The organism is Falsiroseomonas frigidaquae, from assembly GCF_012163145.1.
Taxonomy (GTDB): Bacteria; Pseudomonadota; Alphaproteobacteria; order Acetobacterales; family Acetobacteraceae; genus Falsiroseomonas; species Falsiroseomonas frigidaquae.
This window is the reverse complement of the sequence record NZ_JAAVTX010000002.1, coordinates 559,069-585,132: the sequence shown is the minus strand read 5'-3', so window position 1 is coordinate 585,132 and position 26,064 is coordinate 559,069. Positions and strand designations below refer to the sequence as shown.

Here is a 26,064-nt window from a genome sequence, read left to right as displayed (position 1 = left end):
CGGATGCAAGGGGAAGCCGCGACATGACCGAGTATTGGCGCCTGCCAGCCACCGAAATCGCCGCACTCGTGCGAAGCCGCGAGGTGAGTGCGACGGAGGTGGCGCGCGATGCGCTGGCCCGGCTGGATGCGGTGAACCCCGCCATCAACGCGGTGGTGGACCATCGGCCGGAGGATGTGCTGGCGCAGGCCGCCGTGATCGACGCCGCGCTGGGCCGTGGCGAGGATCCGGGCCTGATGGCCGGCGTGCCGGTGACCATCAAGGTCAATGTGGACCAGACCGGCTACGCCACCACCAATGGCCTGCGGCTGCAGAAGGACCTGGTGGCGCAGCAGGACAACCCGGTGGTCGCCAATTTCCGCAAGGCGGGCGCGGTGCTGCTGGGGCGGACCAACACGCCGGCCTTCAGCCTGCGCTGGTTCTGCCGCAACGGGATTCACGGGCACACGAAGAATCCGCGCGATGCGGGCATCACCCCGGGCGGGTCCTCCGGCGGGGCGGCGGCCGGCGTGGCGGCGGGCATCGGCGCGGTCGGGCACGGCACGGATATCGGCGGCTCCATCCGCTACCCGGCCTATGCCTGCGGCGTGCATGGGCTGCGGCCGACGCTCGGGCGGATTCCGGCCTGGAACGCCTCGGGGGCGGAGCGGCATGTGGGCGGGCAGGTGATGGCCGTCTCCGGCCCCATCGCGCGGACCATCGGCGATCTGCGCCTGTCCTTCGCGGCGATGAGCGCGCGGGATGTGCGCGATCCCTGGTGGGTGGATGCCGCCCATGCCGGCCCGCCGGTCGAAAAGCGCGCCGCGCTCTGCATCCGCCCCGAAGGCATGCCGACGGTGCCGGAGGTGGAAGCGGCGCTGCGCGATGCGGCGCGGCGGCTGGAGGCGGATGGCTGGGTGGTGGAGGAGGTGGAATGCCCGCCGCTGCGCGAGCCCGCCGCGATCCAGGCCATGCTGTGGCTGGCCGAGAGCCGCCGCGGCCTGAATGCCAGCCTGCACCAGGAAGCCGACCCCGACGCCAGCTTCGTCTTCGCCCAGATGGAGGCGCTGTGCCCGGAGCCGGACCTCAACGCCTTCATGGATGGCCTGCAGAAGCGCGCCGGCTTCGTCCGCGCCTGGATGGCCTTCTTCGAGCGATACCCGCTGGCCATCACCCCCGTCTCGGCGGAGCTGCCCTTCCCGGACCAGGACGACGTGAAAAGCCCGGAGCGGTTCCGGCAGGTGATGGAGGCGCAGCTCACCCAGGTGGGCCTGCCGCTGATGGGCCTGCCCGGGCTGGTGGTGACCACCGGGCTGGTCGGCCGCGTGCCGGTGGGCGCGCAGCTTCTGGCCGGGCGGTACCGGGAGGATGTGCTGTTCGCCGCCGCCGAGGTGATCGAGGCCGCGGGCGTGCCGGCCAGCCCGGTGGACCCGGGCTGATCCAGGGCGGCCCGGGCCGGGTTGTTCTTCGTCAACCGGCCGCGCCATGATGCGGCCGGAGCAACGTCCGAAGAAAGAACAACCCATGCCGCAACGTCGCACCCTGCTGGCCACGGCGCTGGCCGCGCCATTCGCCGGCCTTGCCGCCGGCACCGCCGGCGCCCAGTCCGGCACCCAGTCCGGCGCCGCAACCTGGCCCAGCCGCCCGGTTCGCATCGTCGAGCCTGGCGCGCCGGGCGGCGGCAACGACACCACCATCCGGCTTTTCGCCCCCTATCTGGACCAGGCGCTCGGCCAGCCCTTCGTGGTGGACAACCGGCCGGGCGCCGGCGGGCGCGTCGGGGTGGAGCATGCCTTCCGCACGGCACCGGACGGCAGCACGCTGCTGCTCGGCAATGCCGGGTCCAACGGCATCAACGCGGCGATCTATCCGGACCTGCCCTATGACCTGGAGAAGGACTTCGTGCCGATCTCCCTGCTGGTGACCGGGCCGAACGCGCTGGTGGTCAATCCGCGCATCTTCCCGGTGGCCGATGTCGCCGGGCTGATCGCCGCGATCAAGGCGCAGCCGGCGGGCCATTACAATTACGGCAGCGGCGGCGTCGGTTCCTCCGCGCATCTCTCCGCCGAGCTGTTCTGCATGATGGCGGGCGTGCGGATGGAGCACATCCCCTATCGCGGCGCCTCGCAGATGGGCCAGGGCGTGATCAGCGGCGACACGCCCTTCCTGATCGCCAACATGGTCAACATCATGCCCTTCGTCCGCCGCGGCGATGTGAAGCTGCTGGCGGTCACCAGCATGGCGCGCTGGGCGGATACGCCGGATGTGCCGACGCTGCATGAATCCGGCCTGGAGGGCTTCGAGACGATCGCCTGGAACGCGCTGTTCGGCCCGCCCGGCCTGCCTTCGCAGGTGGCGGATCGCCTGGTGCCGGCCTTGCAGCGTATCGGCCGCATGCCGGATGTGATCGAACGGGTGAAGCTGATCGGCGGGCAGGTCGTCACCAGCGGGCCGGATGTGCTGGCGGCGCGCGTGCGCAGCGACATCGCCAAGTGGAAGGACCTGGCCGCCCGCGCGAATATCCGCATCACATGAAGATCGAGAGCATCGCCTTCCGGGGCTTCAACGTCACGCCAAAGACCAATTGGTGCTTCGTCGAGGTGCGCACGGAGGATGGGCTGGTGGGGCTCGGCGAATGCACGCTGGGGAACCATGAGCCGCTGATGGCCGCAGAGGTGTCGCGGCTGGAGGCGAATTGGCGCGGCGCCGATGCGCGCGACCGCAACCGCATCGCCCGCCTGCTGCCGCATGCGCCGGGCGGGCTGGTGACGCATACCGCGATCTCCGCGCTGGACCAGGCGCTGTGCGACCTGGCGGCGCAGCGGAACGGGGAACCGCTGCACCGGCTGCTCGGCGGCGCGGTGCAGGAGACGGTGCGGCTCTATGCCAACATCAACCGCGGTGCCAATCCGCGCACGCCGGAAGGTTTTGCTCAGGCCGCCAGGCGCGCAGTGGCGGAGGGATTCACCGGCGTGAAGCTGGCGCCCTTCGAGCCGATGGTCTGGGAGGATGGCCGCACCCCCGCCAACCGCGCTGCCTATGCCGAAGGCCTTTTTCGAATTGCCGCCGTGCGCGCCGCCATCGGCCCGGATGTGGACCTTATGGTGGACGCGCATTGGCGCTTCTCGCCCGGCGGCGCCGCGCAACTGATTCGCGATGTATCCGCCGAAAACCTGTTCTGGCTGGAATGCCCGGTGGCGGAGGCCAATCACCGCGAGATCACCCGCCTGCGCGGCTTGGCCAATGCGCGCGGCATGCGGCTGGCAGGTGCGGAGAGCCTCTCCGGCCTGGCCGCCTATCGCCCGCTGGTGGAGGCCGGCTGCTACGACGTGCTGATGCCGGATGCGAAGCACGCTGGCGGCCTGGAGGAGATCTTGCGAATTGCCGCCCTGGCCCAGACGGCGGGCGTGGAGATCGCGCCGCACAATCCCACAGGCCCGGTCTGCCACGCCCATTCCGTGCATCTCTGCGCCAGCATCCCGAACTTCCTGGTGCTGGAGGTGCAGTACGGGGAGACGGAGGCGTTCTTCGACATCGTGCAGGGCGGGAGCCTGCGCTTCGTCCAGGGCACCGCGCCGCTTTCGCAGGCGGCGGGGCTGGGTATCGCGCTGAACCCGGGCGATTTTCCCGCCTGGAAACGCATGGACCGCCCTTGGCTGGACCCGCGGCTGGGCTGATAACCATCGCATGATGGCACCGGCTGCATGGACTGATCAGCGCCCGCCGCCAGCCGGTGCGACCGCGAAGGCAGTCCGACGGCAGGTCTGCAAGCGGCCGCCGGCATGATACCCGGCTGGATCGGCTTCACCGTCTCCGCGGCGCTGTTCCAGTGCTGGCGCACCGCGCAGCAGCAAAAGCTGCGCGGGCAGCTCTCCGTCAATGCGGCGGGGGTGGTACGCTACCTGTACGGCGTGCCGGTGGGTCTGCTGATCCTCGGGCTCTATGCCGCGATCTTCGGCGGCGCGCTGCCGCCGCTGACCTGGCCGGTGCTGGCGCTGTGTGCCATCGGCGGCTTCGGGCAGATCCTCGGCACCAACCTGCTCATCATGGCCTTCGGGCACCGCAACTTCGCCGTCGGCACCGCCTATTCCAAGACCGAGGCGATGCAGGCGGCCATCGTCGCGACGCTGCTGCTGGATGAACACCTCTCGCTGTTCTCCTGGCTCGGCATCGCGGTCGGCGTTGGCGGCGTGCTGTACCTGTCGCTCGCCGGGCGCGGCACCAGCCCGGCGGAGCTGCTGCGCGGCGTGACGCAGCCGGCGGCGCTGTGCGGCATCGGCGCCGGCTTCTGCTTCGGCGTCACCGGCGTGCTGATCAAGATGGCGAACCAGGCGATGCCCGGCTCCGACCTGATCTTCAAGGCGCTGCTGATCCTGGTGATCACTAATGCGCTGCAGACGCTGATGCAGGGCAGCTACCTGGCGTGGAAGGAGCCGACGCAGTTCCGCGCCGTCTTCGCCACCTGGCGGGACAGTGCGCAGGTCGGCGCGCTCTCGGCGCTCGGCTCCGCCTGCTGGTTCTCCGCCTTCGCGCTGGCCCCCGTCGCGCTGGTGCGCGCGGTGGGGCAGGTGGAGATCCTGTTCACCCTGGTCTTCAGCCGCTTCTATCTGCGGGAGAAGGCCAAGCGCGCGGATGTGGTCGGCGCGCTGGTGGTGGTGTCCGGCGTGGTGCTGGTGCTGTGGGGAAGCCGCTGATGTCCGATCGCCTCGACCAGGTCCTGCGCGACCTGCCGCGCCGCTACCCCGGCCCCGGCGGCGCCATCGCCGTGCTGCGGAAGGGTGCGGTGCTCGCGCGCCACGCCTGGGGCTATGCGAATGCCGAGCGCCGCATTCCCTTCACGCCGCGCACCCTGTTCCGCATGTGCTCGATCACCAAGCAATTCACCTGCGGCGCCATGCTGGAAGCGGTCGGCGCGCCGGAGAGGCTGGATGCCGCCATCCGCGCCCGCCTGCCGCTGCTGGGCGACGCGGCGCCGCAGACGCGGCACCTGGCGCACAACCAGTCCGGCCTGCGCGACTATTGGGCGGTGGCCATGCTGCATGGCGCGCCGGCGGAATCGGCCTTCGGCGATGTGGAATCCGCCCGCGTCATCGCCGGCACCGCCAGCCTGCAATTTGCCCCCGGCACCCGGTATGCCTACTGCAACCAGAATTTCCGGCTGATCTCGGACGCGCTGCAGGACGTCTCGGGCGAGAGCTTCGCCGACCTGCTGCGCACGCGCATCTTCGACCGCACCGGCATGGAAACCGCCTTCCTTGCCGCCGAGACCCGCGCCATGCCAGATGGCACCGAAGGCTATGAGGGCACGCAAGCCGCCGGCTTCCGCGCGGCCGTGAACCGGGTGATCTGGACGGGCGATGCCGGACTCGGCGCCAGCCTGGACGACATGATCGCCTGGGAGCGCCACATCGACGCCACGCGCGACGATCCGCAATCGCTGCACGCCCGCCTCGCCGCGCCGGTGGAATTCGCCGATGGCGCCGCGGCGCCCTATGGCTTCGGCCTCGGCCGGGGCGAGGCTTTCGGCACGCCGGTCCTCGGCCATGGCGGCGCGCTGCGCGGCTGGCGCAGCCACCGGCTTTATGCGCCCGCGCACCGCATCTCCGTGGTGGTGATGTTCAACCATCTGTCCGACGCCAACGCCGCGGCGACGGAGGCACTGGCGGCATTGCTCGGCGCGCAGCCGCCGCAGCCGGATGCCGGGCTGCCGGCGCCGGATTGGCTCGGCGCCTATGTGGAGCCGGAGACCGGCCTGGCGGTGCGGATCGACCAGGCAGCGCCCGGCGCGCTGCGGCTGCGCTTCGGCCATGGGGCGGAGCGGCTGGAACTGGGCGCCGATGGCAGCGCCGGCAATGGCCGCACCCGCCTGCGCCCGACGCCGCAGGGCCTGGTGATGGACCGGCCGCAGGAGAACCAGTCGAGCCTGCTCACGCCCTGCCGCGGCGAGGCGCGCGCCGTTGAAGCGCGTCCCGGCATCGCCGGCCGCTACCGCTGCGCGGAGCTGGACGCCGATCTGCTGGTGACGGAGGCCGGCGGCGTCGCTTACGGCGGCTTCGGCGGCTTCCTCGGCCAGGGGCGGATGGAGCTGCTGGAGCCGATCGGCCCCGACCTCTGGGCGCTGCCCTGCTGGCGCGCCCTGGACCACACGCCGCCGGGCGACTGGACGCTCGCCTTCCGCCGCGACGCCGCCGGGGTGGTGGCGGGCGTCACGGTTGGCTGCTGGCTGGCGCGCGGGCTGGACTACGCGCGGCTTTAGCGCCGCACCTGGCCCCAGCCCGGATTCTCCACCACCATGTGGCGCAGCTTGGCGCGATCCAGCATCGCATCCGTCTCCCGCCACGCCGCCGTCGCGATCTCGGTCGCGTCCAGATGCGGGCACACCCGGTCGCGCATCAGCACCTGGCCATCCACCACCACATCCAGCACGTCCTGCCCATTGGCGAAGTAGACCACGCGCGCCACCGGCATATTGGCCGGCACCATATGCGGCGCGGAGAGATCGACGGTGATCACATCCGCCTTCTTGCCGACCTCCAGGCTGCCGATCTCATGCCCCAGGCCGAGGCCGCGCGCGGCGTCGATGGTCACCATCTCCAGCGCCTTGCCCGGCGGCATCATCGTCTCGTCGCGGAAGTGGCGCTGGTGGTAGCGGATGCACTGGAACATGTGGCGGAACATGTCGCCCGAGCGGTCGGGCGCCGTGGCATCGCTGCCGATCATCACCGTGACGCCCGCCTCGATCATCTTCGGCGCCGGGCAATAGCCACGCACGGCGGCGATGGCGGAGGGGTTGTGCACCACGGAGGTGCCCGTCCGCACCAGCGTGTCGATATCCGCATCCGTCAGCTCGGTGCAGTGGCTGAGCCAGGCATCGGGGCCGAGCAGGCCGAACATGCGGTCCGCCATCTCGATGCTGCCGCCGCGATGGCCGTCCTGGTGGAAGGGCGCGCCGCAGGACCGGCCGGCCTCGCGCACCAGATGCCCCTGGCGCTCGATTTCCTTGACCTTCGCCGGGTCGTGCTTCGCCTCCCGGTACACCGGCATCAGGGTCGCCACCTTCACGCGGCCCTTGTTGTGCCACTTCTCGACGCCGGCGGTGATGACCTCCAGCTGCTGTTCGAAGCTGACCGGACGCTCGACGCCATCCGGCCCGACATAGGGGCGCGGGAAGGGCGGGCGGGTCGGGCCGAGCACCAGCAGGCTGCGGATGCCGACTTCCTCCGTCGCCTCGGCATGCGCATCGGTGAAGGCGGTATCATCCACCCGCCCGATGCTGTCGCCGCCGCCGAGCAGGGAGACGCCGGTGGTGACGCCGAAGCGCAGCCGCTCATGGGCCGCGAGCTTCGCCTCCGCCCGCCAGAAGCTGGGCGGGGAGGCGAGGGTGTAGATCACCCGGCAGGCCTCCATCCAGGCGGCGCTGTCATTGTTGCCCATGGTCTTCACCAGCCCATGGCCGGCATGGGCATGGCCGTCGATCAGCCCCGGCAGGATGGCGCGGCCGCGCGCCTCGATCACCTGCTTCGCATGGGGGTGGGCTGCCTCCACCTCATCGGTCGGGCCGACGGCGAGGATGCGGCCATCCTTGATGGCGACGGCGCCATCCGGCAGCACGCGGCGCGCCGGGTCCATGGTGATGACGACGCCGCCGCGGATGAGAAGATCGGTCATGGTGATTCCTGAGCGCAGATAAAGCTCCTCCCACCGACGGGGGGAGAGGGTTGGGCAAGGGGGGCAGGGGCGGCTGGTGCCGACACCCTCACCCCGGCCCTCTCCCTGGGGGAGGGAGAGGGAGAACCATCAATCCGCCTTCACCAGCCACAGCCGCAGCCGGTTGTCCGGTGCCTGGCGCAGGTCGATCCCGCGCCGGGACGCCCAGGCGATGGGCTGCTGGAACAGCGGGACATGGGCGATCTCGGATCGCTCGATCTGCAGCGCCTGGCGGATCAGCGCGCGGCGGCTGGTCTCATCCGCCGCTTCCGCCGCCTGGGACACCAGCGCGTCGAATGCCGCATTGGACCAGCGGCCATAGTTCAGCCCGCCGGTGGTGCGGGTATTGGTGCGCAGCACCTCGTTCAGCGTGGAATAGGCATCCGCCAGTGGCAGGCCGGCATGGCCCAGCATGTACATGGAGAAGTCGCGCGTCGCCGTGCGGCGGGACCAAATATTGGTGGGTTCCGACTGCAGCTGCAGCCGGATGCCGACGCGGGACAGCATGGCGGCCACCGCCTGGCAGATGCGCTCGTCATTCACGTAGCGGTCGTTCGGGCAGACGATGCCGACGCTGAAGCCGTTCGGGAAGCCGGCCTCCGCCAGCAGGCGCTTCGACGCCTCCGGATCATAGGGCAGGCGGTCGTTCAGGTCGGCCGGCGCGCCGGTCAGGAAGGGGCTGACCATCATGCCGGCGATCCAGGCCTTCTCCCGCATCACCGTCCGCCGCAGCGCGGTCACGTCGATGGCGCGGTAGATCGCCTCCCGCACCCGGCGGTCGCGGAAGGGGTTCTGGCCGCGCACGTCGGAATACAGCAGCTCGTCCCGCTCATGGTCGAAGCCGAGATAGATGGTGCGCAGCTCCGGCCCCTCGATCACCTGCACCCGCTGGTCCTGCAGCAGGCGGGGGATGTCCTGCAGCGGCACCTCCACGCTGGCATCGATGGCGCCCGACAGCAGGCTGGCGGTGCGGGTGGCGGCGCTGCGGATCGGCTGGAAGTTCACTCGAGTTAGGTTGTGCACAGGCGTGTCCCACCAGCGCGCATGGGGCTCCAGCACCGTGCGTTCATCCGGCCGGCGGTCCACGATGCGGAAGGGGCCGGTGCCATTGGCGGTGCGCGTCGCGCCGGATTCCTGCTGCGAGGACAGGTTGGCCGCGTTCTCGGCATTGTTCGCCCGCGACCACCCCTCATCCATCATGAAGAACTGGGTGATGGAGGCGAGCAGGATGGGGAAGGGGCGGTGCGTCTCGATCTCGATCGTGTGGCTGTCGAGCTTGCGCACCTCCTTGATCGCGCCGAGCAGGCCGCGGGCCAGCGACCCGGGGCCGTTCACCCTCCCCCAGGTGAACAGCACGTCGTCGGCGTCGAAGCTCTCGCCATTGTGGAACACCACGCCGCGACGCAGGTTGAAGCGCCAGACGGTGGGGCTGGTGCGTTCCCAGCTTTCGGCCAAGGCGGGCTCGATCTCGATGCGGTCGTTGTGCCGCACCAGCGCCTCATAGACATTGCCCATGAAGGTATTGGTGAAGGTGTTGTTGGAGGAGTGCGGATCCAGCGTCAGCACATCCGCGTTGTAGGACCAGGTGAACGGCTTCGCCGCCGCCGGTCCGGCCAGGGCAAGACCGCCAAGAAGGGCGGCAAGGGCAAGGCGATTCATGGCGGGGAGGCTCCGTTCTGGATACGCCAGCGTCCGTCCGCCCGGCAGGGCCGTCAATGACCTTCCCCTGGTTCTGGTCCCTGATTCGCCGTGATCCCGCCGCAGGAATCAGCAAGGCTTGCGGCGCCTTGAGGAGTGATCCGTATGCTGCATCCCATCCGTGCCCTGGCCCTGACCGCCGTGCTGCTGGCGCCTCCCGCGCTGGCGCAGCCCGCCGGCCTGGCGGAAACCGTGCTGCACATCGCCGAGACGGCGGAAGTGACCCGCGCACCAGATGAGGTGGTGGCCGTGCTGCGTGCCGAATCCCGCGCCGGCACCGCCGCCGCGGCGCAGGAGGCGGTGAATCGCAGCATCACCGCCGCCGTCGAGCGCGCCCGTGCGGTGGAAGGCGTGCAGGTCTCGACCGGCGGCTACTGGACCGCGCGGGTGGAGGAGGCCCGCAGCTGGCAGGCCAGCCAGACCGTGACGCTGCGCGGCCAGGCCGCGCCCGCCTTGCTGGAGCTGGCCGGCGCGCTGCAGGGCCAGGGCCTCGCCATGGCCTCGCTCGACTGGCAGCTGACGCGGGAGACGGCGCGGCTGGCGCGGGAGGAAGCCTCCCGCCTCGCCCTTGAATCGCTGCGCCGCCGCGCCGCCACCGTGGCCGGCCAGCTCGGCATGGAACTGGTGGGGCTGCGGGAGGTGCGGATCGATGTGCCGGAGCGCGGCCCACGGCCGATGATGATGGCGGCGCGCACCTCCGGCCCCGCGCCGGTCGCGGTGGCGGAGGATGCCGTGGTTTCGGCGACGGTGGAGGCGGTGGCGGTGCTGCGGCCGCGCTGACCCTCCGCGCCGCTTCTGCCCCCCCCGCGTAGCCGCGTCTGGAAGGAAGTGGCGCAAAAATCGATCCGGCCGCAACGAGTATACGCCGAAGCGGCGCGGATCGACCAAAAACGCAGGGCGGCCCTGCCGATTGAATGGCTGCGCCCCGGCGACTTATGCGCTAGACCCCTCGAATGGTGGCAACTCCATGACGGAAACTATTCGAATGGGTGTCGTAATCGGGGAGGTAGCGCGCAAGCTTGGCTATCGCCCGGGCATGGCCTGCGCTGTTATGGGCAACCCTCCGGGGATGACCTTCGGCCTGCCGAACGGGGCGACCGCTGCGGCCGACCTGATCCTCGCCTTCGCCGCGGACAAGGTGGCGCTGCGCGCCATCGCGCCGCGCGCGCTCAATCTCTATGGCATCGGCGCCCGCCTGTGGTTCGCCTATCCGAAGAAGTCGGGCCCGGTTCGGTCCGACCTCGATCGCGATCATGGCTGGGACCCGCTGACCACCGAGGGCCTGCTGCCGGTGACGCAGGTGGCGCTGGACGATACCTGGTCCGCGCTGCGCTTCCGGTTCCGCGAGGAAATTCCGAAGGTGATGCGGGCAGGCGCCTGAACCGGCGCCGCTGCGAGATGCCGCGGCTGACATTTCCCTCCGCGGGGCGGCTGCTGTAGAATCCGCTGCGTGCGCCCAGGCCGGCGCATCCGACCGGATATCGCATGACCCACAGCAGCAGCCAGACCGGCCAGGCAATGACGCTGCCTTCCGGGCCTTCCGTCCGGCCGGCCGGTGTTGCGCCGGACGCCAACAAGCCCGACGCCAACAAGCCCGACGCCAACCGGCCCGACCTCAACCGAAGCGCCGTCGCCCGCTACCTGCAACTCGCCACGCTGTTCCGGCACCGGGTGGAGAAGGGCGTCTGGCTGCCGGGTACGCAGATCCCGACCGTCGATGAACTCGCCGCCGAATGCGGCGTGGCGCGGGCCACCATCCGCCAGGCGCTGGACCAGCTGGCCGAGCAGGGGCTGATCGAGCGCTTCCGCGCCAAGGGCACCTTCGTCAGCGCCACGCCGCCGCAGCGCCTGTGGTGCGACGTGGAGACGGACTGGACCGGCCTGCTGCGGTCGCGGGAAGGCGCGCGAATCGAGATCCTCGCCGATACGCCGGGCCAGGATGGCGCCAGCCTGCCGCCCTGCATCGGCGAACCCGCGCCGCTGTACCGCCGCCTGAAGCGCCGGCATTGGCGGGACAGCCAGCCTTTCCTGCTGGCCGATGTCTGGCTGGATGAGAGCCTGTCGCCGAAGGTCACGCCGGAAGACCTGGTGACCAAGACGGCGTTGCGCCTGGTGGCCAGCATCCCCGGCGTGAAGATCGCGGGCGCCCGCCAGACCCTGACCATCGGCAGCGCCGATGTGGAAACCGCCGCCGCCCTGCACCTGCCGCTGAACGCGCCGATCGCGCATGTCCACCGGGTGGCGCTGGACGCGAAGGGCCGGCTGCTGCTGGTGGCGAACGGCCTCTATCGAGGCGATACGGTCCGCATCGACGTCAAGCTGCGATAGGCTCGAAGAAGCCCGCCACATCCGCCACCGGCGCCCAACGCGGCGCATTGTCCTTGTCCACCAGCACGGCGCGGACGCCCTCGGCGAAATCGGGGTGGCTGGTGACATGCGCGGTCAGTGCGAGCTCCATCGCCAGGCAGCCGGCCAGGTCGCGCGTGGCGCCGCGGTGCAGCAATTCCAGCGTGACCGCCAGGCTGGTGGGCGACATCCGGGCGAGGATCGCGGATTGGGCGCGGGCCCAGTCGGTGCCCTCGGCCGCCAGCGCCGCCTGGATTTCCGCCAGCGTGGCGTGTCCGAAGCAGCGGTCGATGGCCGGGCGCTGCGCGGCGATGGCCCCGGGCGGCACGGCGCCGGCGAATCGCTCCACCGCGGCGGCGTCGCCCTCCAGCAGCGCCGCGCGCAGCGCCGGCAGCCGGTCCCGGGTCACGAAATGCGTGGCGAGGCCGGCTTCCACCGCCTCCGCCCCGCGCAGCCTGGCGCCGGTCAGGGCCAGCCACTTGCCCAATGCGCCGGGCAGCCGCGGCAGGACGTAGGAGGTGCCGACATCCGGGAACAGCGCGATCGCCGTCTCCGGCATGGCGATCAGCGCGTGTTCCGTCACCACGCGGTGGCTGCCATGCACGGACAGGCCGATGCCGCCGCCCATGCAGACGCCGTCGATCAGGCTGATCCAGGGCTTGCTGAACGTCGCGATGGCGGCGTTGACGGCGTATTCGCTGGCGAAGAAGGCGCGCACCCCGGCGGCATCGCCGGCGAGCGCCTGCTCCCGCACCCGCCGCACGTCGCCGCCGGCGCAGAAGGCCTTGCCGCCGGCACCTTCCAGCAGCACCAGCCGCACTGCCGGGTCATCCCGCAGCCGGCCGATGGCGGCGTCGAGCTGCACGATCATCGGCAGGTCGAGGGCGTTCAAGGCCCGTGGGCGGTTGAGCAGGAGGGTGCCGGCCGCCCCCTCCTGCCGGAGGAGGACGGTCGGCTCGGCGTCTGTCATCGTCGGTCAGGTGCCTTCGCGGGCGGCGAGTTGGGTGATCTGGCGGCGCATGGCGGTCAGCAGGGCCTGCACGTCATTGCCGCTGCGGGTGATGACGCTGCTGTATTCGCTGCGCGTGGTCAGCCGCAGGCTGGTGCCCTCGGCGATCACGTCCACCACCTTGGGCTGGCCGCCCACTTCCGCCACCCGCCAGTCCAGCCCGAAGGCCGGGCTGCCGGCGCGCTCGACGATGGTGGAGACCAGCACGTCCTCCTCGGTCCGCGCCTGGCTGCGGCCCAGGGTGAAGGTCAGGCCCTGGTACTCGCCGAAGCGGGAGGACAGGTTGCGGATCAGCACCTCCTCGAACAGCCGCAGGTATTCCTGCTGCTGCTGCGGGCTGGCGGTGCGCCACCAGCGGCCGAGGATGAAGCGGCCGACGCCCTCCACATCCACGGCGCGGCGCAGGATGGCGCCGACGCGGTCCCGCCGCTGCGGCACCGGCCCATCGGCGTTGATGGCGGCGACCAGATCACGGCCGGTGCCCTCGATGAAGGCGGAGGCGCGGCCGATATCCATCTGCTGCGCCCGGGCGGCGCCGCTGAGGCCGAGCAGGCCGAGTGCACCAACCAGCAGGGGGCGGCGGGCGAGATTGCTTGCTGTCATGGGGAATGCTGTCCTTCTCGGGCCGCCGCGCTCAGCGCCGCATGCCCTGAATGCCGGAGCCGAGGCCGGAGTCGGAGGTCGCTGCGGCCCCTGTCACCTGATTGCGGATTTCCACGACCCGGCGCTGGCGATAGGCGCTGCGGATGGTGGCGTAGGGGTCGAGCGAAGTAGCGCGCACCTGGTCGATCGGTTCAATCAGGCTTTCGCGCGTGGAGACGGCGGTGGTGCCGGTGCGGGTGATGTTGATCGCGTCCCAGGTCTCGCCGCCGCCGGTATAGGTGAAGGGGCTCAGCGCCACGTCGCCGGCGAAGCCCACCACGTCCCGCGGGCTGGACGGGCCGAGCACCGGAATGAACAGGTAGGGCCCCTCGGGGGCGCCCCAGACCGCCAGGGTCTGGCCGAAATCCTCGGTGTGGCCGATCAGGCCGAAATCGGTCGCGCGGTCGAAGATGCCGCCGATGCCGACCGTGGTGTTCACCAGGAAGCGGCCGGTGGTGGTGGCGGCGCGCTGGGTCTCGCCCTGCATCAGGTCATTGGCCAGGATCACCGGCGTGCGGAGATTGGCCAGGATGTTGCGGATGGCGGTGCGGACCTCGGGCGGCAGGAAGACGCGATAGATCTCCGCTGCCGGGCGCAGCACCAGCGTGTCGATCCCGTCATGCACGAAGTAGGCGCCGCGGTTCAGCGGCTCCAGCGGGTCGTTGTTGGCGCGGAACTCGGCCACCGCCTCTGGGTTCGCCGGATCGGGCCGGGTGGCGCAGGCGCCCAGCCCCAGGGCGGCGGCAAGCGCCAGGAATGGCAGGATGCGGCTGGTCCGGTTGCGGCGCTGATGGATGCTGGCCTGGGGGATGCCAGATGCGACGGCATTGCAGATGCGGATCAACGGGTGACCTCCGGAAGCGGGCAGCCGGGCGCAGCCCAGCCATCGCGACCCGGGACTTCCTGGGGCGCGATACCACCCTTATATGCTTGGCAAGGCACCAGCGAAACGGTGGTGCCGATGAAGTTACGCTCAGAGACATCCAGGGCCCGGAAGGTGTGATCCACCCGGTGACGCCTGCCCCCCCGAGAATCCGCGAGAGAACCCGCCCGATGGACATGGCCCTTCCCGGCACCCTGCAGCGTTGGTTGACCGGCCCGCGCGTTGCCAGCCTGCCGGTGCCCACCGAGATGCCGCCACCGAAGCTGTCCTTCGAGTTCTTCCCGCCGAAGAACGAGGCGCTGGAGACCGCGCTCTGGGCCGCGATCCGGCGGCTGGAGCCGCTGGGGCCGCGTTTCGTCTCCGTCACCTATGGCGCCGGCGGCACCACGCGGACCCGCACGCATGAGACGGTGGCGCGGCTGGCGAAGGAAACCTCCCTCACCCCCGCCGCGCACCTGACCTGCGTCGGCGCGACGCAGGAGGAGGTGGATGAGGTGGCGCGCGACTACATGGCGGCCGGCGTCCGCCACATCGTGGCGCTGCGCGGCGACCCGCCGGCCGGCGCCAGCCAGTACACCCCGCATCCGGGCGGCTACGCCCAGGCGGAGGACCTGGTGCGCGGGCTGCGCCGGATCGGCGATTTTGACATCTCGGTCGGCGCCTATCCCGAGATGCATCCCGCCGCCGCCTCCGCCGACATGGATCTGGATTTCCTGAAGCGGAAGATCGATGCCGGGGCGACCCGGGCGATCACCCAGTATTTCTTCGACACCGATGTCTATCTCCGCTTCATCGACCGTTGCGCCGCCGCCGGCATCACCGTGCCGATCGTGCCGGGCATTCTGCCGGTATCGAATTTCACGCAGGTGAAGAAATTCTCGGCGATGTGCGGCGCCTCGGTCCCCGCCTGGATGGGCAAGCTGTTCGAGGGGCTGGAGGAGGACGCGGATACGCGCCGCATGGTCGCCGCCGTGGTCGCCGCCGAACAGGTGCGGCTGCTGCAGGCCAATGGCGTGGACGAGTTCCACTTCTACACGCTGAACCGCGCCGACCTGACCTACGCCATCGCCCATCTGCTGGGCGCGCGGCCGCAAAAGGCAGCCTGATGGCCGCCCGGGGCGCTACCTGACGCCGATGATCCATTCGGCGAGGAACAGCGTGCCGAACAGCGTGCCGGCGAAGATCAGCAGGTGGTTCCGCACCGCGTCGCGACGATAGACCATGGCGGGCGGCGGCGGCGGGGTCGCGGAAGCCGCCAGCGCCGCCAGGCCGCGCGGTTCCTCCGGCGCCCGTGGTTCGGCGGGCAGCGCGGTGGCCAGGGCCTGTTCCGTCTCCGCCGGCGTCAGGCAGGGGCCGAGATAGGCGAAGCGGCGCGCCGCCTCCTCCGCCGTCACGGCGCTGCCGTCCCACACCATCCATTGCCGCAGCGCGCCGTTCCAGCCGATGGGCAGCGGCGCCCGGCCACGATCCTCCACCCGCGCCACCCAGTGCCAGGGGCGGGACGGGTCTGCGGGTTCTCCAGGGCGTTGCGGGTCGGGCCAGGCCATGCAGCCGCTTCCTTATTGGGACGTCGCGCCATAGCAGGGCGCGAATCGCCGCGCGGCAAGGGGTTTCGTCAGCTGATGAGCCGCGCCCGCAGCCGGTCATAGACCGGGCGCAGCAGCACGGGGGACAGGAACAGCGGGAACTGGCACAGCGCGAAGAACATCAGGATGCGCGCATCCGTCGCCGCCGGCAGCACCGCCAGGTACAGTGCCATGTTGCGGTTGCCGGAAAGCAGCCCCGCGGACAGCGCGATGCGCGGCCCGGCCGGCTTCAGGAAGGCCAGCGCCGTCAGCAGGTTGAGCCCGAAATTGCCCAGGAAGGCCAGCGCCACCCCGCCCGCGACCCAGAGCGGATCGGCCAGGATCGCCGCCTGCAGCCCATCCATCACGCCGAAGCCGTACAGCACCACCAGCAGCACCACGGCGCCGTCGACGCTGCGGCCATAGGTCGTCAGCCGCGCCGGCCCTGCCAGCCGCCGGATTACCAGGGAGATCACCAGCGGCAGCCCCACCACCAGCGCCAGCCGCCCCATCAGCCCGGTGAGGGAAATCGCCAGGTCGATCCCCATCAACCCCAGCGCCAGGGGCGGCGCGGTGAAGGGGATCAGCAGCGTGGACAGCACCGCGACGACCAGGGAAATCTCCCCATCCAGCCCCACCATCCGCGCGAAGGCCGGGGAGGATGTGGCGGCGCAGCCGGTGGCCATGATGACCACAGCACCGCCGAGCGGCCCCTCCAGCCCCAGCAGCCGGACCAGGGCGAAGACGATCAGCGGGCAGGCCAGCAGCACCCAGGCCAGCAGCGCCGCGACCAGCAGCGGCCGGCGCAGGTAACCCAGCACCTGGCCGAAATCGACCCGCAGCAACACCAATGTCATCAGGCAGGCAACGACGGGCGTCACCACATCCCGCGTGGCGGCCGCCAGCGGCGGCAGCAGCACGCCGAGGAATACGCCATAGCCCAGCAGGGCACCGCCATGGCGGGCGGACCATTCGAGAAAACGGACCAAGGGGAACCCAATGGCTCAGGGACGGGAAGCGGGCGAGGTTGGCGTTGTTCGACCTGTGTTCTATATCCAAGGCGTGCGCGGACGTCATCACACCACCCATCGCCCCTGGCGCCTGCCCCTGATGGTGCTGCTGGCGCTGATTCTGGGCGCCGTGCCGGCGCTCGCCGCCTGCACGGATCCGCCCGGCCCAGGGGTGAGCTGGCGGCGCTGCAGCCTGGATGGGCGGGACCTGAACGAGGCGGACCTTTCCGGCATGCAGCTGCGCGATGCCTCCCTGCAACGCACCCAGCTCGCCGGCGCCAGGCTGGTCGGGGTGGAGGGGTCCTATGTGCGCTTCGTCTCCTCCGACCTGAACGGCGCCGACCTGACCGGCGCAACGCTGCGGGAGGCCGATTTCACCCGCGCCACGTTGCGCGGTGCCAGGCTGGTGCGCGCCGACCTGCGCCGCGCCCGGATGTACCGCGCCGACCTGACGGAGGCCGACCTGACCGGCGCGATGCTCGGCGGCACGGATTTCACCGGGGTGATCCTCAGCGGCGCGACCTGGACCGATGGCGCGCGGATCTGCGCCGCGGGGTCCGTAGGGTCCTGCCAATGAGCCTGCCGGCGCCGCAGCCCGACTACCTCGCCCGGCTCAACCCGGAACAGCGCCAGGCGGTGGAAACGCTGGATGGCCCGCTGCTGGTGCTGGCCGGCGCCGGCACCGGCAAGACCAGCGTGCTGACCACCCGCTTCGCCCATCTGCTGATGACCGGCCGCGCCCGCCCCTGGCAGGTGCTGGCGGTGACCTTCACCAACAAGGCGGCGAAGGAGATGCGGGAGCGTGTCGCCGCCATCCTCGGCCAGCCGGCGGAGGGGCTGTGGCTCGGCACCTTCCACGCGCTCTGCGCGCGCATGCTGCGCCGGCACGCCGAGATCGTTGGCCTGAAGTCCAACTTCACCATCCTCGACACCGACGACCAGATGCGCCTGCTGAAGCAGATCATGGAGGCCGCCGGCGGCATCGACAGCAAGCGCTGGCCGGCCCAGGGGCTGATGGGGGTGATCCAGCGCTGGAAGGACCGCGGCCTGACCCCCGCGCGGATCACGCCGGCGGAGGATTCCGACTACGCCAACAACCGCGCCCGCGCGCTGTACGAGGCCTATCAGCGCCGCCTGGTGGAACTCAACGCCGCCGATTTCGGCGACCTGCTGCTGCACGTCACCGAAATCCTGCGCACCCGCCCCGATATCCTGGCGGAGTACCACCGCACCTTCCGCTACATCCTGGTGGACGAGTACCAGGACACCAACCTGGTCCAGTACCTGTGGCTGCGCCTGCTGGCCCAGAACGAGGACCCGGCCCAGCGCAACATCTGCTGCGTCGGCGACGACGACCAGTCGATCTATTCCTGGCGCGGCGCCGAGATCGAGAACATCTTGCGATTTGAGAAGGACTTTCCGGGCGCCCGCACGGTGCGGCTGGAGTCCAACTACCGCTCCACCAAACCGATTCTCGCCGCCGCGGCGGGGCTGATCGCCCGCAATGCCGGCCGCCTCGGCAAGACGCTGCGCGCCGGCCGCAAGGATGCCGAGGGCGAGAAGGTCCGCGTCGTGTCCCTGTGGGACAGCGAGGAGGAAGCTCGCATGGTGGGCGAGCGGATCGAGCAGGCGCAGCGCAAGGGCCACCCGCTTTCCGAATTCGCCATCCTGGTCCGCGCCGGCTTCCAGACCCGCAGCTTCGAGGAACGCCTGATCACCCTCGGCCTGCCCTATCGGGTGGTCGGCGGGCTGAAATTCTACGAGCGCGCGGAAATCCGCGACGCCATGGCCTATCTCCGCATCCTGCACCAACCCGCGGATGACCTGGCCTTCGAACGCATCGTCAACACGCCGAAGCGCGGCCTGGGCGACAGCGGCATGCGCGCGCTGCACCAGGCAGCCCGCGCGGAGAACATCCCCCTGGCGCTGGCCGCCGAACGCATCGCCGAAACCGACGCGCTGAAGCCGAAGCCGCGCAACGCACTCCGCGAACTGATGCGCGGCTTCGTCCGCTGGCGCCAGGTGAACGAGAAGGAAGGCCACGTCGTCGCCGCCGCGACCCTGCTGGACGAATCCGGCTACACCGAGATGTGGAAGCTGGACCGCAGCCCCGAAGCCCCCGGCCGGCTGGAAAACCTCAAGGAACTGCTGCGCGCCCTGGGTGACTACCAGACCCTCGCCGGCTTCCTCGACCACGTCGCCCTGGTGATGGAAACCGACGAGAACGCGGAAGCCGAGCGCGTCCAGCTGATGACGCTGCACGCCGCCAAGGGCCTGGAATTCGACACCGTCTTCCTGCCCGGCTGGGAAGAAGGCCTGTTTCCCTCCCAACGCTCGCTCGACGAAGGCGGCGACAAATCGCTCGAGGAGGAACGGCGGCTGGCCTATGTGGGCATCACCCGCGCCCGTCGCACCGCCATCATCAGCCACGCGGCCAACCGCCGCATCTACGGCAACTGGACCTCCTCCCTGCCGTCACGCTTCCTGGACGAACTGCCGGAAGACGCCATCACCCGCGAAGGCCAATCCACCACCCGCGCCAACCGCATGGCAGACACCCCGAGCGTCTTTCTCGGCCAATCCGGCCTGCTCGCCCGCCGCCCGCGCATCACCGACGTGAATCCCTGGGACACCCGCGAACGCCCGGCCCGTGAATCCACCCTGGCCAAGGGCGAACGCGTCTTCCACCAGAAATTCGGCTACGGCACGATCACCGACATCGACGAAGACCGCCTGGACATCACCTTCGACCACACCGGCCCGAAACGCGTGCTGGACCGCTTCGTCCAGAAGGCGAGCGAGGTCTAGGCAAGTTGGCGGTGCGCGGGTGATTGCAGGGGGACGCTGTCCCCCTGCACCCCCTGCCAAGGGCCTCGGGCCCCTGGACCGCGAGAACCTTGAGCAAGAAGGGAGAGGGGCCGGCGCGACCGCTTCCCGCACGCTCCCCCTGGCCCCTCTCCCTTCTTGCTCATATTCATGGGTTCAAAGGGCCAAAGCCCTTTGCGGGAGGGTGCAGGGAGGGCAGCGCCCTTCCTGCAAGCAGCCAGCGCCACCTCAACCCGCCTATAACCCTCCGCTTCGACCGTCTGGATGAAAAGGTTCGGCCTGCATGTCGCGTGATGTTTATGCCCAGCGCCAGGCACGGCGGGCGGATCCGTTGGAGACGGTCTGGTTTGATGCCTTGCCGGAGGCGGCGGTGCCGATGTTCGAGGCGGCGTTGTTGCGGGTGTGTCCCTCCGTCGCGATTTTCCGCGATGAGGCGACGGACACTTGGCGGGTCGAGGGGGTGAGGGCGCGTGGCGCGGGGGATGAGGAGTTGGCCGGGGCTTTGGCCCTGGCGGCCCTGGTCACCGGTGTGACGGTGGAGTTGCAGGCGGAGCCGGTGGAGGCCGAGGGGTGGCTGGCCCGGACGGTGGCCAGTTTCGGCGAGCAGGAGATCGGTGCCGGGTATCTGGTGCGGCCGACGCATGTGCCGGACCGGCGGATGTATGGCCGCATGGTGTTGAAGCTGGATGCCGGGATTGCGTTCGGTTCCGGCGAGCATGGGTCCACGCGCGGTTGCCTCGTGGCGTTCGACCGGGTGGCGCGGGATGCCCGGGCGCGGCGGTTGCGGCGGCTGCTGGATCTGGGCACCGGGTCCGGGATCCTGGCGATGGCGGCGGCGAAGCGGTTGCGGCGGCCGGTGCTGGCCACGGATATCGAGCCGTGGAGTGTTCGCGTGGCGCAGGACAACGCGAAGATGAACGGGGTCGGGAAGCTGGTCCGGTCGCGGCTGGCGGATGGCTGGAAGGACCGGCATGTGCGGGCCGGGCGGCCTTATGACCTGGTTTTCGCCAATATCCTGGCGCGGCCGCTGTGCTCGATGGCGAAGGATCTGAGCATCGGCCTGGCACCTGGCGGCACGGCCATTCTCGCGGGTCTGCTCGGGACGCAGGTGCGGATGGTGCTGGCGGCGCATCGGCGGCGCGGCATGGTGCTGGAGCGGCGTCTGCCGCAGGGCGCCTGGGCGACCTTGGTATTGCGGCGGAAGTAGGCTGGACATGCGACGGGGCCGGTGCCGCTGGCACCGGCCCCGCGCTTCCGCCGCGGCTTTCAGCCCCTGCCGGGTGCGGGGGTTGGGCTGCGGCGGGTAAGGGGCGCGCGCTCCTTACTCATGGGGGGAAGGGGAGCGCGCGGTTCGCACCGTCACCGAGGGGGGAAGTGGGTGACGGCACGGTTGGCATAACGTCAGGCCGCGGCGGCGGTTCCCACCTTCGGGCTGTTCGCGTTCGCCGGGGTGTGGACCCGGGTCACGGTCGCGGCGCGGGCGGGGCTGGCGGCCTTCGGCGCCGGCAGGCGGAAGTCCGGCTCGAACACGCGGGAGATCTCGCCGCGGGTCAGGCCGATATCCGCCAGTTCGCGGTCGGTCAGGCTGCGGAGGTTCTCGTAGGTACGGCGGCGCTCGGGCCAGCTCCGTGCTGCGCGGGCGACGAAGGCCAGGCTGCGGCCGATGCTGGAGAAGAAGCTGATCACGCTCTCGGCGATCGCCTGGTCGCGGGCGCGGATCGCTGCGTGGCGCAGCACTTCGATCTCGCGGGCCGTGCGGTCCGGGGTGGCGATGGCGAACAGGCTGGCCTGTTCCGTGCTGTGGCGGGCGTTCATGATGACCTCTGTTGAGCGGCGCGGCGGGCTGGTCGGTTCTGGCCTCGGCCCCCGCGCTTCGCAGGTGCAACATAGGGGCAGAAGGGTCACAGGTGATGCGTCGAAGCCACAGCCAAGATATGCGTCTGACGCATGAAACGCAGCGGACATATGTTTCAGCGTTAGGGCTTCGGTAACCGACCCATGAAACCTCAGCCCTCGAAGCCCGTGCCTGCCCATCGCCTGGCCATGCTGCGCGCGGAACTCGCGCGCCGCGGCCTCGATGGCCTGCTGGTGCCCCGCTCGGACGCCTTCCTTGGCGAATACGTGCCGCCTTCGGGCGAGCGCCTGGCCTGGCTCACCGGCTTCACCGGCAGTGCGGGGCTGGCCCTGGTGCTGCGCGATCGCGCGGTGCTGTTCGTCGATGGCCGCTACACCACCCAAGCGGCGGCGGAGACCGACCCGGCTCTGTGGGAAGCCCGCCATCTGCTGGAGCAGCCGCCAGCCACCTTCCTCAAGGCGGAAGCCGCCGGCGCGCGGATCGGCTACGACCCCTGGCTGCATCCGGCCGCGACGCTGGAGCGGCTGGCGGAATCCGGCGCCACGCTGGTGCCGCTGGAATCGAACCCCGTCGATGCGGTCTGGGACGATCGCCCGGCGCCGCCGGCGGGCCGTGCCGTGCCGCATCCGCTGGCCTTCGCCGGACAGGACGCCGCAACCAAGCGGGAGGCGGCGGCGGCCACCCTGCGGGCGGAGGGGCAGGATGCGGCGGTGCTCGCCGACCCGCATGCGGTGGCCTGGCTGCTGAACATCCGGGGGGATGACCTGCCGCACACGCCCCTGGCCCTGGCCATGGCGCTACTGCACGCGGATGCGCGGGTCGATCTGTTCCTGCACCCGGCCCGCGCCGATGCGGCGCTGCGGGCGCATCTCGGCAATGCCGTGGCGCTGCATGAGCCGGAGGCGCTGGCCGGCGTGCTGGAGGGCCTCGCCGGGCGGCAGGTGAGGCTGGATGCGGAGGTGACGCCCGCCTGGTTCGGCCAGCGCCTGCGCGAGGCGGGGGCGGAGGTGGTGCCGGGCGAAGACCCCTGCCGGCTGCCGCGCGCCTGCAAGAATGCGGTGGAACAGCAGGGCGCCCGCGCCGCGCATCAGCGGGACGCGGTGGCGCTGTGCCGCTTCCTGGCCTGGTTCGCAGAGGCCGCGCCGAAGGGCGGGGAGACGGAGCTGTCCGCCGCCGCCAGGCTGCTGGAATTGCGGGCGGAGGGGGCGCATTTCGTGGCCGAGAGCTTCCCCGCCATCAGCGGCGCCGGGGAGAATGGCGCCATCATCCATTACCGCGCCACGGCCGCGACCAACCGGCCGATCCGCCCGGATGAATGCTACCTGGTCGATAGCGGCGCGCAGTACCGGGACGGCACCACGGATGTCACCCGCACGATGTGGACCGGCCCGGGCCCGGTGCCGGCGGAACTGGCGGCACGCTACACGATGGTGCTGCAGGGCCATCTGGCACTCTCCGCCCTCCGGTTTCCGGAGGGGGTGGCCGGGCTGCACCTCGATTCACTGGCGCGCCAGCGGCTCTGGGCGGCGGGGCTGGACTACGACCATGGCACCGGCCACGGCGTCGGCAGCTTCCTGTCGGTGCATGAGGGGCCGGCCGGGATCAGCCGCGCGGCGCGACCGGTGCCGCTGAAGCCGGGCATGATTCTCTCGAACGAGCCGGGATTCTACCTGCCCGGGGCCTATGGCATCCGCATCGAGAACCTGCTGCTGGTGCAGCCCGCCGCGCCGCTGCCCGGCCAGGTGAAGCCCTTCCTGGCGTTCGAGACGCTGACCTGGGCGCCGTATGACCGCCGCCTGATCCAGGTGGCGCTGCTGTCCGAGGCGGAGCGCAGGCAGATCGATGCCTATCACCGGGCGGTGGCGGACCGGATCGGCCCGCTGCTGCCGGAGGATGCGGCTGCCTGGCTGCGGCAGGTTTGCGCACCCCTGCCGGAGCGCTGAGGGGGCGATTCCTTCGCGCGGCGGGCCGGCTGCCGCCGGTTGTCGCATGGGATTGGGGTACCGCGGGTGGAGCGATGATGAACGCAACCTATGCGGGTAAGTCGCTGGACTCACGCATGGGAAGGTTGTTTACTACGAACATCAATCATCGCTTCACCTGCTGCTGCGACCCTAGGTCCGCATGTCCCATCCGCTTCGTCGCCGCACGCTGCTCGCCCTCGCCGCACCGGTCCTGCCGGCTCCGGCGCTTGCCAATGCCGCCGCCGGTGCGGAGGGCGACATGGCTGCCGGGCCAGCCAGCCCGCGCGGGCCGGAGCTGGACCCGGTGGCATGGCGGTCCTTCCGCGCGCGCTTCGTGCGGGCGGATGGCCGGGTGGTGGACACCTTCAACAACGGCATCTCCCACAGCGAGGGCCAGGGCTGGGCGCTGATCTGTGCCGAGCGGGCGCTGGATCGCGAAACCTTCGACCAGATCCTGGCCTGGACCACCCGCACCCTGGCGCGACCGCAGGATGCGCTGCTGTCCTGGCGTTTCCGGCCGGACCCGACCGGCGGGCTGGGCCAGGTGGACGACCCCAACAACGCCACCGACGGCGACCTGATGTTCGCCTGGGCGCTGCTGCGCGCCGGGCGGCGCTGGCGATCCGAGGCCTATATCGAACAGGGCGTGGCCGTGGCGCGGGACGTGCTGCGCCTGCTGGTCCGCCAGGTGGGTGACGAGACGGTGCTGCTGCCGGGTGCCGCCGGCTTCGAGCAGCGCGAGCATGTCGTGCTCAATCCCTCCTACTACGCCTTCCCCGCGCTGCGGGCGCTGGCCCAGGCGGTGCCGGACCCGATCTGGCTGCGACTGGCCTCGGATGGGCTGTCGCTGATGCGCCGCGCACGCTTCGGCCGCTGGGGGCTGCCGGCGGATTGGATCGCGCTGCCACGCAGCGGCGGGCGGCCCTTGCCGGCGCCGGGGTGGCCGGCACGTTTCTCCTATGATGCGGTGCGCGTCCCGCTGTATCTGGCCTGGGCCGGGCTGGGGCGTGAGCCGGCGGCGGTGGGCGCCGCGCGCTTCTGGACGGACCCCGCCCACGCCCGCCTGCCGGCCTGGACGGATTTCGGCGCCGATACGATCTCGCCCTATGCGGCATCACCCGGAATACGTGCAGTGGCGGAATTGACGATCGCCAGACAGGCAGAAGTGGCGCATCCTCGCATACAGGCATCGCCTGATGAGGCGCAGGACTACTATTCGGCGATCCTGACACTGCTCGCCCGTCTCGCTTGGCGAGACTCGCTGACAGCTTCGATCTAGAAGTGCCTGTGCGGTAGAGATTAGGTATTCCCTAACCGTCGCCGCCACGGCATGTTGCGCCGCGATTGGGGGTTAATCTCTTATGCGCCAAGATACGGATGTAGCCCGCGTGGCCGCTGCTTTGCGGGCACCAGCTATCCGTTACCGTAGTTTCGGCAATGAACCGGTCCGCACGCCCGTGCCGGCCCCGGATGCCGATCCATACGCGTTGCTCGGCGCAGCCATGAACGCGGCGGCCGAGATCGGCCAGCAGCAAGGGATGCCGCCCGCCGAAGCCTGGCAGCCCCCGCCGGCGTCGGCCTATTCCGCACCTGCCTACTCCGCGCCGGCCTACTCCGCGCCGGAACACCCGGCGCCTGTCTACTCCGCGCCGGAACCCCCCGCACCGGCCGCCGCACCTGCACCCAGCTGGTCCGAGCCTCCCCCGCCGCAGGCTGCCCCGGCCCGCAGCTGGGCGGAGCCGGCACAGCCATGGCCGGCACCCGAGCAGGCCCCGCACCAGGCACAACCCGCGCCCCAGGCTTGGCCGGAGCCGGCCCCCGAGCCCAGCTGGCCGGCACCACAACCGCCGACCCAGCACTGGGTCGAGCCGGAGCAGCCTGCGCCGCCCCCGCCCGTGGCTGCGGAACCCGAGCCGACCCCGCCGCCCGCGCCGCCGCCTCCGCCGCCGCCTGCACCCCGGCCTCCGCCGGTCGCGGCGCCGCGGGCGCAAGCCGAGTCGGTCGCGGCAGCCCAGCCGCCGGTCGCGGCACCGCAGGCCGAGCCGGCCGCTTCCGGCTGGACGCCCGCAACGCCGGCCGCCGCCGCACCGGCCAAGCCGGAGGTGCCGGCCGCCGCGCCGGCGCCGCAACCGGTCGCGACCCGCGCCGCCCCTCCGGCGACTTTCGGCCTGAGCGACATGACGCTGCTGCAGGCCACCGACCTGCCGCCGGCGCCGGCGCCGCGCCCGTCGCTGTCCACCCTCGCGGAACTGTCCGTCGCGCCGCCACAGGCGCGGCAGGACCAGCACGCCGCCGAGCCGCGCGTCCTGTTCCCGCTGATCGACGCGCTGGACATGCCAGGGGGGCTGCTCGGCCGCCGTGCCGCCCTGGGCGATCCCCGGGATGGCGCGAGCCTGGCACGGCCAGCGGCGCCCGCGCCGGAGCCCGCCGCGCCGCCGCTGCCCACGCTGCTCGCGGCGGCCGAGATCGACCTGCCGCTGCCGGAATTGCTGCAGCTGCTGGCCGCAGACCCGGCCGAATCGGCCGATGCCTTCCTCGCACTGCGCCGCCCCCCGCGCGCAGAGCACCTCGACACCTGAT

At 71.0% G+C, this 26,064-nt stretch carries 23 protein-coding genes; 15 read left to right on the top strand and 8 right to left on the bottom strand.

Annotation, left to right across the window (positions count from 1 at the left end):
* Positions 1 to 23 precede the first annotated feature (23 nt).
* The 5 genes from HB662_RS07190 (at position 24) to HB662_RS07170 (ending at position 6,235) form a co-directional block, all read left to right on the top strand.
* Complete coding sequence (locus HB662_RS07190; RefSeq protein ID WP_168048652.1) at positions 24 to 1,418, top strand: amidase family protein; 1,395 nt, start codon at positions 24 to 26, stop codon at positions 1,416 to 1,418.
* Between the two features lie 85 nt (positions 1,419 to 1,503).
* Complete coding sequence (locus HB662_RS07185; protein ID WP_168048649.1) at positions 1,504 to 2,514, top strand: Bug family tripartite tricarboxylate transporter substrate binding protein; 1,011 nt, start codon at positions 1,504 to 1,506, stop codon at positions 2,512 to 2,514.
* On the top strand, positions 2,511 to 3,656 hold the full coding sequence (locus HB662_RS07180) for a mandelate racemase/muconate lactonizing enzyme family protein (RefSeq protein WP_168048647.1): 1,146 nt from the start codon (positions 2,511 to 2,513) through the stop codon (positions 3,654 to 3,656). The genes HB662_RS07185 and HB662_RS07180 overlap by 4 nt, the downstream gene beginning before the upstream one ends.
* A 105-nt stretch (positions 3,657 to 3,761) precedes the next feature.
* Positions 3,762 to 4,673, top strand: coding sequence for a DMT family transporter (locus tag HB662_RS07175; protein ID WP_168048645.1), 912 nt, complete (start codon positions 3,762 to 3,764; stop codon positions 4,671 to 4,673).
* Entirely contained in the window at positions 4,673 to 6,235 is a 1,563-nt protein-coding gene (locus HB662_RS07170) for a D-aminopeptidase (protein WP_168048643.1), read from the top strand. Before HB662_RS07175 ends, HB662_RS07170 begins: the two co-directional genes overlap by 1 nt.
* Here the strand turns inward: HB662_RS07170 and HB662_RS07165 are convergent.
* Together HB662_RS07165 and HB662_RS07160 are read right to left on the bottom strand one after the other, a co-directional pair.
* Entirely contained in the window at positions 6,232 to 7,647 is a 1,416-nt protein-coding gene (locus HB662_RS07165; protein WP_168048641.1) for an amidohydrolase family protein, read from the bottom strand. The two genes, HB662_RS07170 and HB662_RS07165, sit on opposite strands and share 4 nt — an antisense overlap.
* A gap of 129 nt (positions 7,648 to 7,776) precedes the next feature.
* Complete coding sequence (locus HB662_RS07160; RefSeq protein ID WP_168048639.1) at positions 7,777 to 9,345, bottom strand: ABC transporter substrate-binding protein; 1,569 nt, start codon at positions 9,343 to 9,345, stop codon at positions 7,777 to 7,779.
* 144 nt (positions 9,346 to 9,489) lie between these two features.
* On the opposite strand from HB662_RS07160, the gene HB662_RS07155 reads away from it, so the two are divergent.
* The 3 genes from HB662_RS07155 to HB662_RS07145 all read left to right on the top strand — a co-directional run bounded on the left by HB662_RS07155 (position 9,490) and on the right by HB662_RS07145 (position 11,712).
* Entirely contained in the window at positions 9,490 to 10,164 is a 675-nt protein-coding gene (locus HB662_RS07155) for an SIMPL domain-containing protein (protein ID WP_168048637.1), read from the top strand.
* 205 nt (positions 10,165 to 10,369) lie between these two features.
* Positions 10,370 to 10,765: a hypothetical protein gene (locus HB662_RS07150; RefSeq protein ID WP_168048635.1), complete on the top strand. Its 396-nt coding sequence runs from the start codon at positions 10,370 to 10,372 to the stop codon at positions 10,763 to 10,765.
* Between the two features lie 104 nt (positions 10,766 to 10,869).
* On the top strand, positions 10,870 to 11,712 hold the full coding sequence (locus HB662_RS07145) for a GntR family transcriptional regulator (protein WP_245185484.1): 843 nt from the start codon (positions 10,870 to 10,872) through the stop codon (positions 11,710 to 11,712).
* Here the strand turns inward: HB662_RS07145 and HB662_RS07140 are convergent.
* From HB662_RS07140 to HB662_RS07130, 3 genes are read right to left on the bottom strand one after another with little or no spacing between them, the layout of a single operon-like run.
* Positions 11,699 to 12,700 carry an enoyl-CoA hydratase/isomerase family protein gene (locus HB662_RS07140; protein ID WP_168048633.1) on the bottom strand — a complete coding sequence of 334 codons (1,002 nt, stop codon included), beginning with the start codon at positions 12,698 to 12,700 and terminating at the stop codon, positions 11,699 to 11,701. The genes HB662_RS07145 and HB662_RS07140 overlap by 14 nt on opposite strands.
* A gap of 6 nt (positions 12,701 to 12,706) precedes the next feature.
* Positions 12,707 to 13,342 carry an MlaC/ttg2D family ABC transporter substrate-binding protein gene (locus HB662_RS07135; protein WP_168048631.1) on the bottom strand — a complete coding sequence of 212 codons (636 nt, stop codon included), beginning with the start codon at positions 13,340 to 13,342 and terminating at the stop codon, positions 12,707 to 12,709.
* 31 nt (positions 13,343 to 13,373) lie between these two features.
* Positions 13,374 to 14,225 (bottom strand): MlaA family lipoprotein, encoded by an 852-nt coding sequence (locus HB662_RS07130; protein WP_245185483.1) that lies wholly within the window; start codon positions 14,223 to 14,225, stop codon positions 13,374 to 13,376.
* A 209-nt stretch (positions 14,226 to 14,434) separates the two neighbouring features.
* On the opposite strand from HB662_RS07130, the gene metF reads away from it, so the two are divergent.
* Positions 14,435 to 15,370: a methylenetetrahydrofolate reductase [NAD(P)H] gene (gene metF / locus HB662_RS07125; RefSeq protein WP_168048629.1), complete on the top strand. Its 936-nt coding sequence runs from the start codon at positions 14,435 to 14,437 to the stop codon at positions 15,368 to 15,370.
* Positions 15,371 to 15,385: 15 nt separating this feature from the next.
* Here metF and HB662_RS07120 read toward each other — a convergent pair whose 3' ends face one another.
* Both HB662_RS07120 and HB662_RS07115 read right to left on the bottom strand, forming a co-directional pair.
* Complete coding sequence (locus tag HB662_RS07120; RefSeq protein WP_168048627.1) at positions 15,386 to 15,811, bottom strand: hypothetical protein; 426 nt, start codon at positions 15,809 to 15,811, stop codon at positions 15,386 to 15,388.
* Between the two features lie 68 nt (positions 15,812 to 15,879).
* Positions 15,880 to 16,818, bottom strand: a complete 939-nt coding sequence (locus HB662_RS07115) for a bile acid:sodium symporter family protein (protein ID WP_209443145.1) — start codon at positions 16,816 to 16,818, stop codon at positions 15,880 to 15,882.
* A gap of 55 nt (positions 16,819 to 16,873) precedes the next feature.
* On the opposite strand from HB662_RS07115, the gene HB662_RS07110 reads away from it, so the two are divergent.
* From HB662_RS07110 to HB662_RS07100, 3 genes are all read left to right on the top strand, one after another.
* On the top strand, positions 16,874 to 17,416 hold the full coding sequence (locus tag HB662_RS07110) for a pentapeptide repeat-containing protein (protein WP_342449460.1): 543 nt from the start codon (positions 16,874 to 16,876) through the stop codon (positions 17,414 to 17,416).
* Positions 17,413 to 19,647, top strand: coding sequence for an ATP-dependent helicase (locus HB662_RS07105; protein WP_168048623.1), 2,235 nt, complete (start codon positions 17,413 to 17,415; stop codon positions 19,645 to 19,647). Before HB662_RS07110 ends, HB662_RS07105 begins: the two co-directional genes overlap by 4 nt.
* A gap of 301 nt (positions 19,648 to 19,948) precedes the next feature.
* Complete coding sequence (locus tag HB662_RS07100) at positions 19,949 to 20,872, top strand: 50S ribosomal protein L11 methyltransferase (protein WP_168048621.1); 924 nt, start codon at positions 19,949 to 19,951, stop codon at positions 20,870 to 20,872.
* A 194-nt stretch (positions 20,873 to 21,066) separates the two neighbouring features.
* On the opposite strand, the gene HB662_RS07095 is transcribed toward HB662_RS07100, so the two are convergent.
* The gene (locus tag HB662_RS07095; RefSeq protein WP_168048619.1) at positions 21,067 to 21,480 is read right to left on the bottom strand and encodes a DUF1127 domain-containing protein; all 414 of its coding nucleotides are present in this window, start codon (positions 21,478 to 21,480) and stop codon (positions 21,067 to 21,069) included.
* Positions 21,481 to 21,663: 183 nt separating this feature from the next.
* Here HB662_RS07095 and HB662_RS07090 point away from each other — a divergent pair, with 183 nt between their 5' ends.
* From HB662_RS07090 to HB662_RS07080, 3 genes are all read left to right on the top strand, one after another.
* The gene (locus tag HB662_RS07090) at positions 21,664 to 23,463 is read left to right on the top strand and encodes an aminopeptidase P family protein (RefSeq protein ID WP_171970224.1); all 1,800 of its coding nucleotides are present in this window, start codon (positions 21,664 to 21,666) and stop codon (positions 23,461 to 23,463) included.
* A 181-nt stretch (positions 23,464 to 23,644) separates the two neighbouring features.
* Positions 23,645 to 24,763: a glycosyl hydrolase family 8 gene (locus HB662_RS07085; RefSeq protein ID WP_168048618.1), complete on the top strand. Its 1,119-nt coding sequence runs from the start codon at positions 23,645 to 23,647 to the stop codon at positions 24,761 to 24,763.
* A gap of 616 nt (positions 24,764 to 25,379) precedes the next feature.
* Complete coding sequence (locus HB662_RS07080) at positions 25,380 to 26,063, top strand: hypothetical protein (RefSeq protein WP_168048616.1); 684 nt, start codon at positions 25,380 to 25,382, stop codon at positions 26,061 to 26,063.
* The last annotated feature ends 1 nt before the right edge of the window (position 26,064 follow it).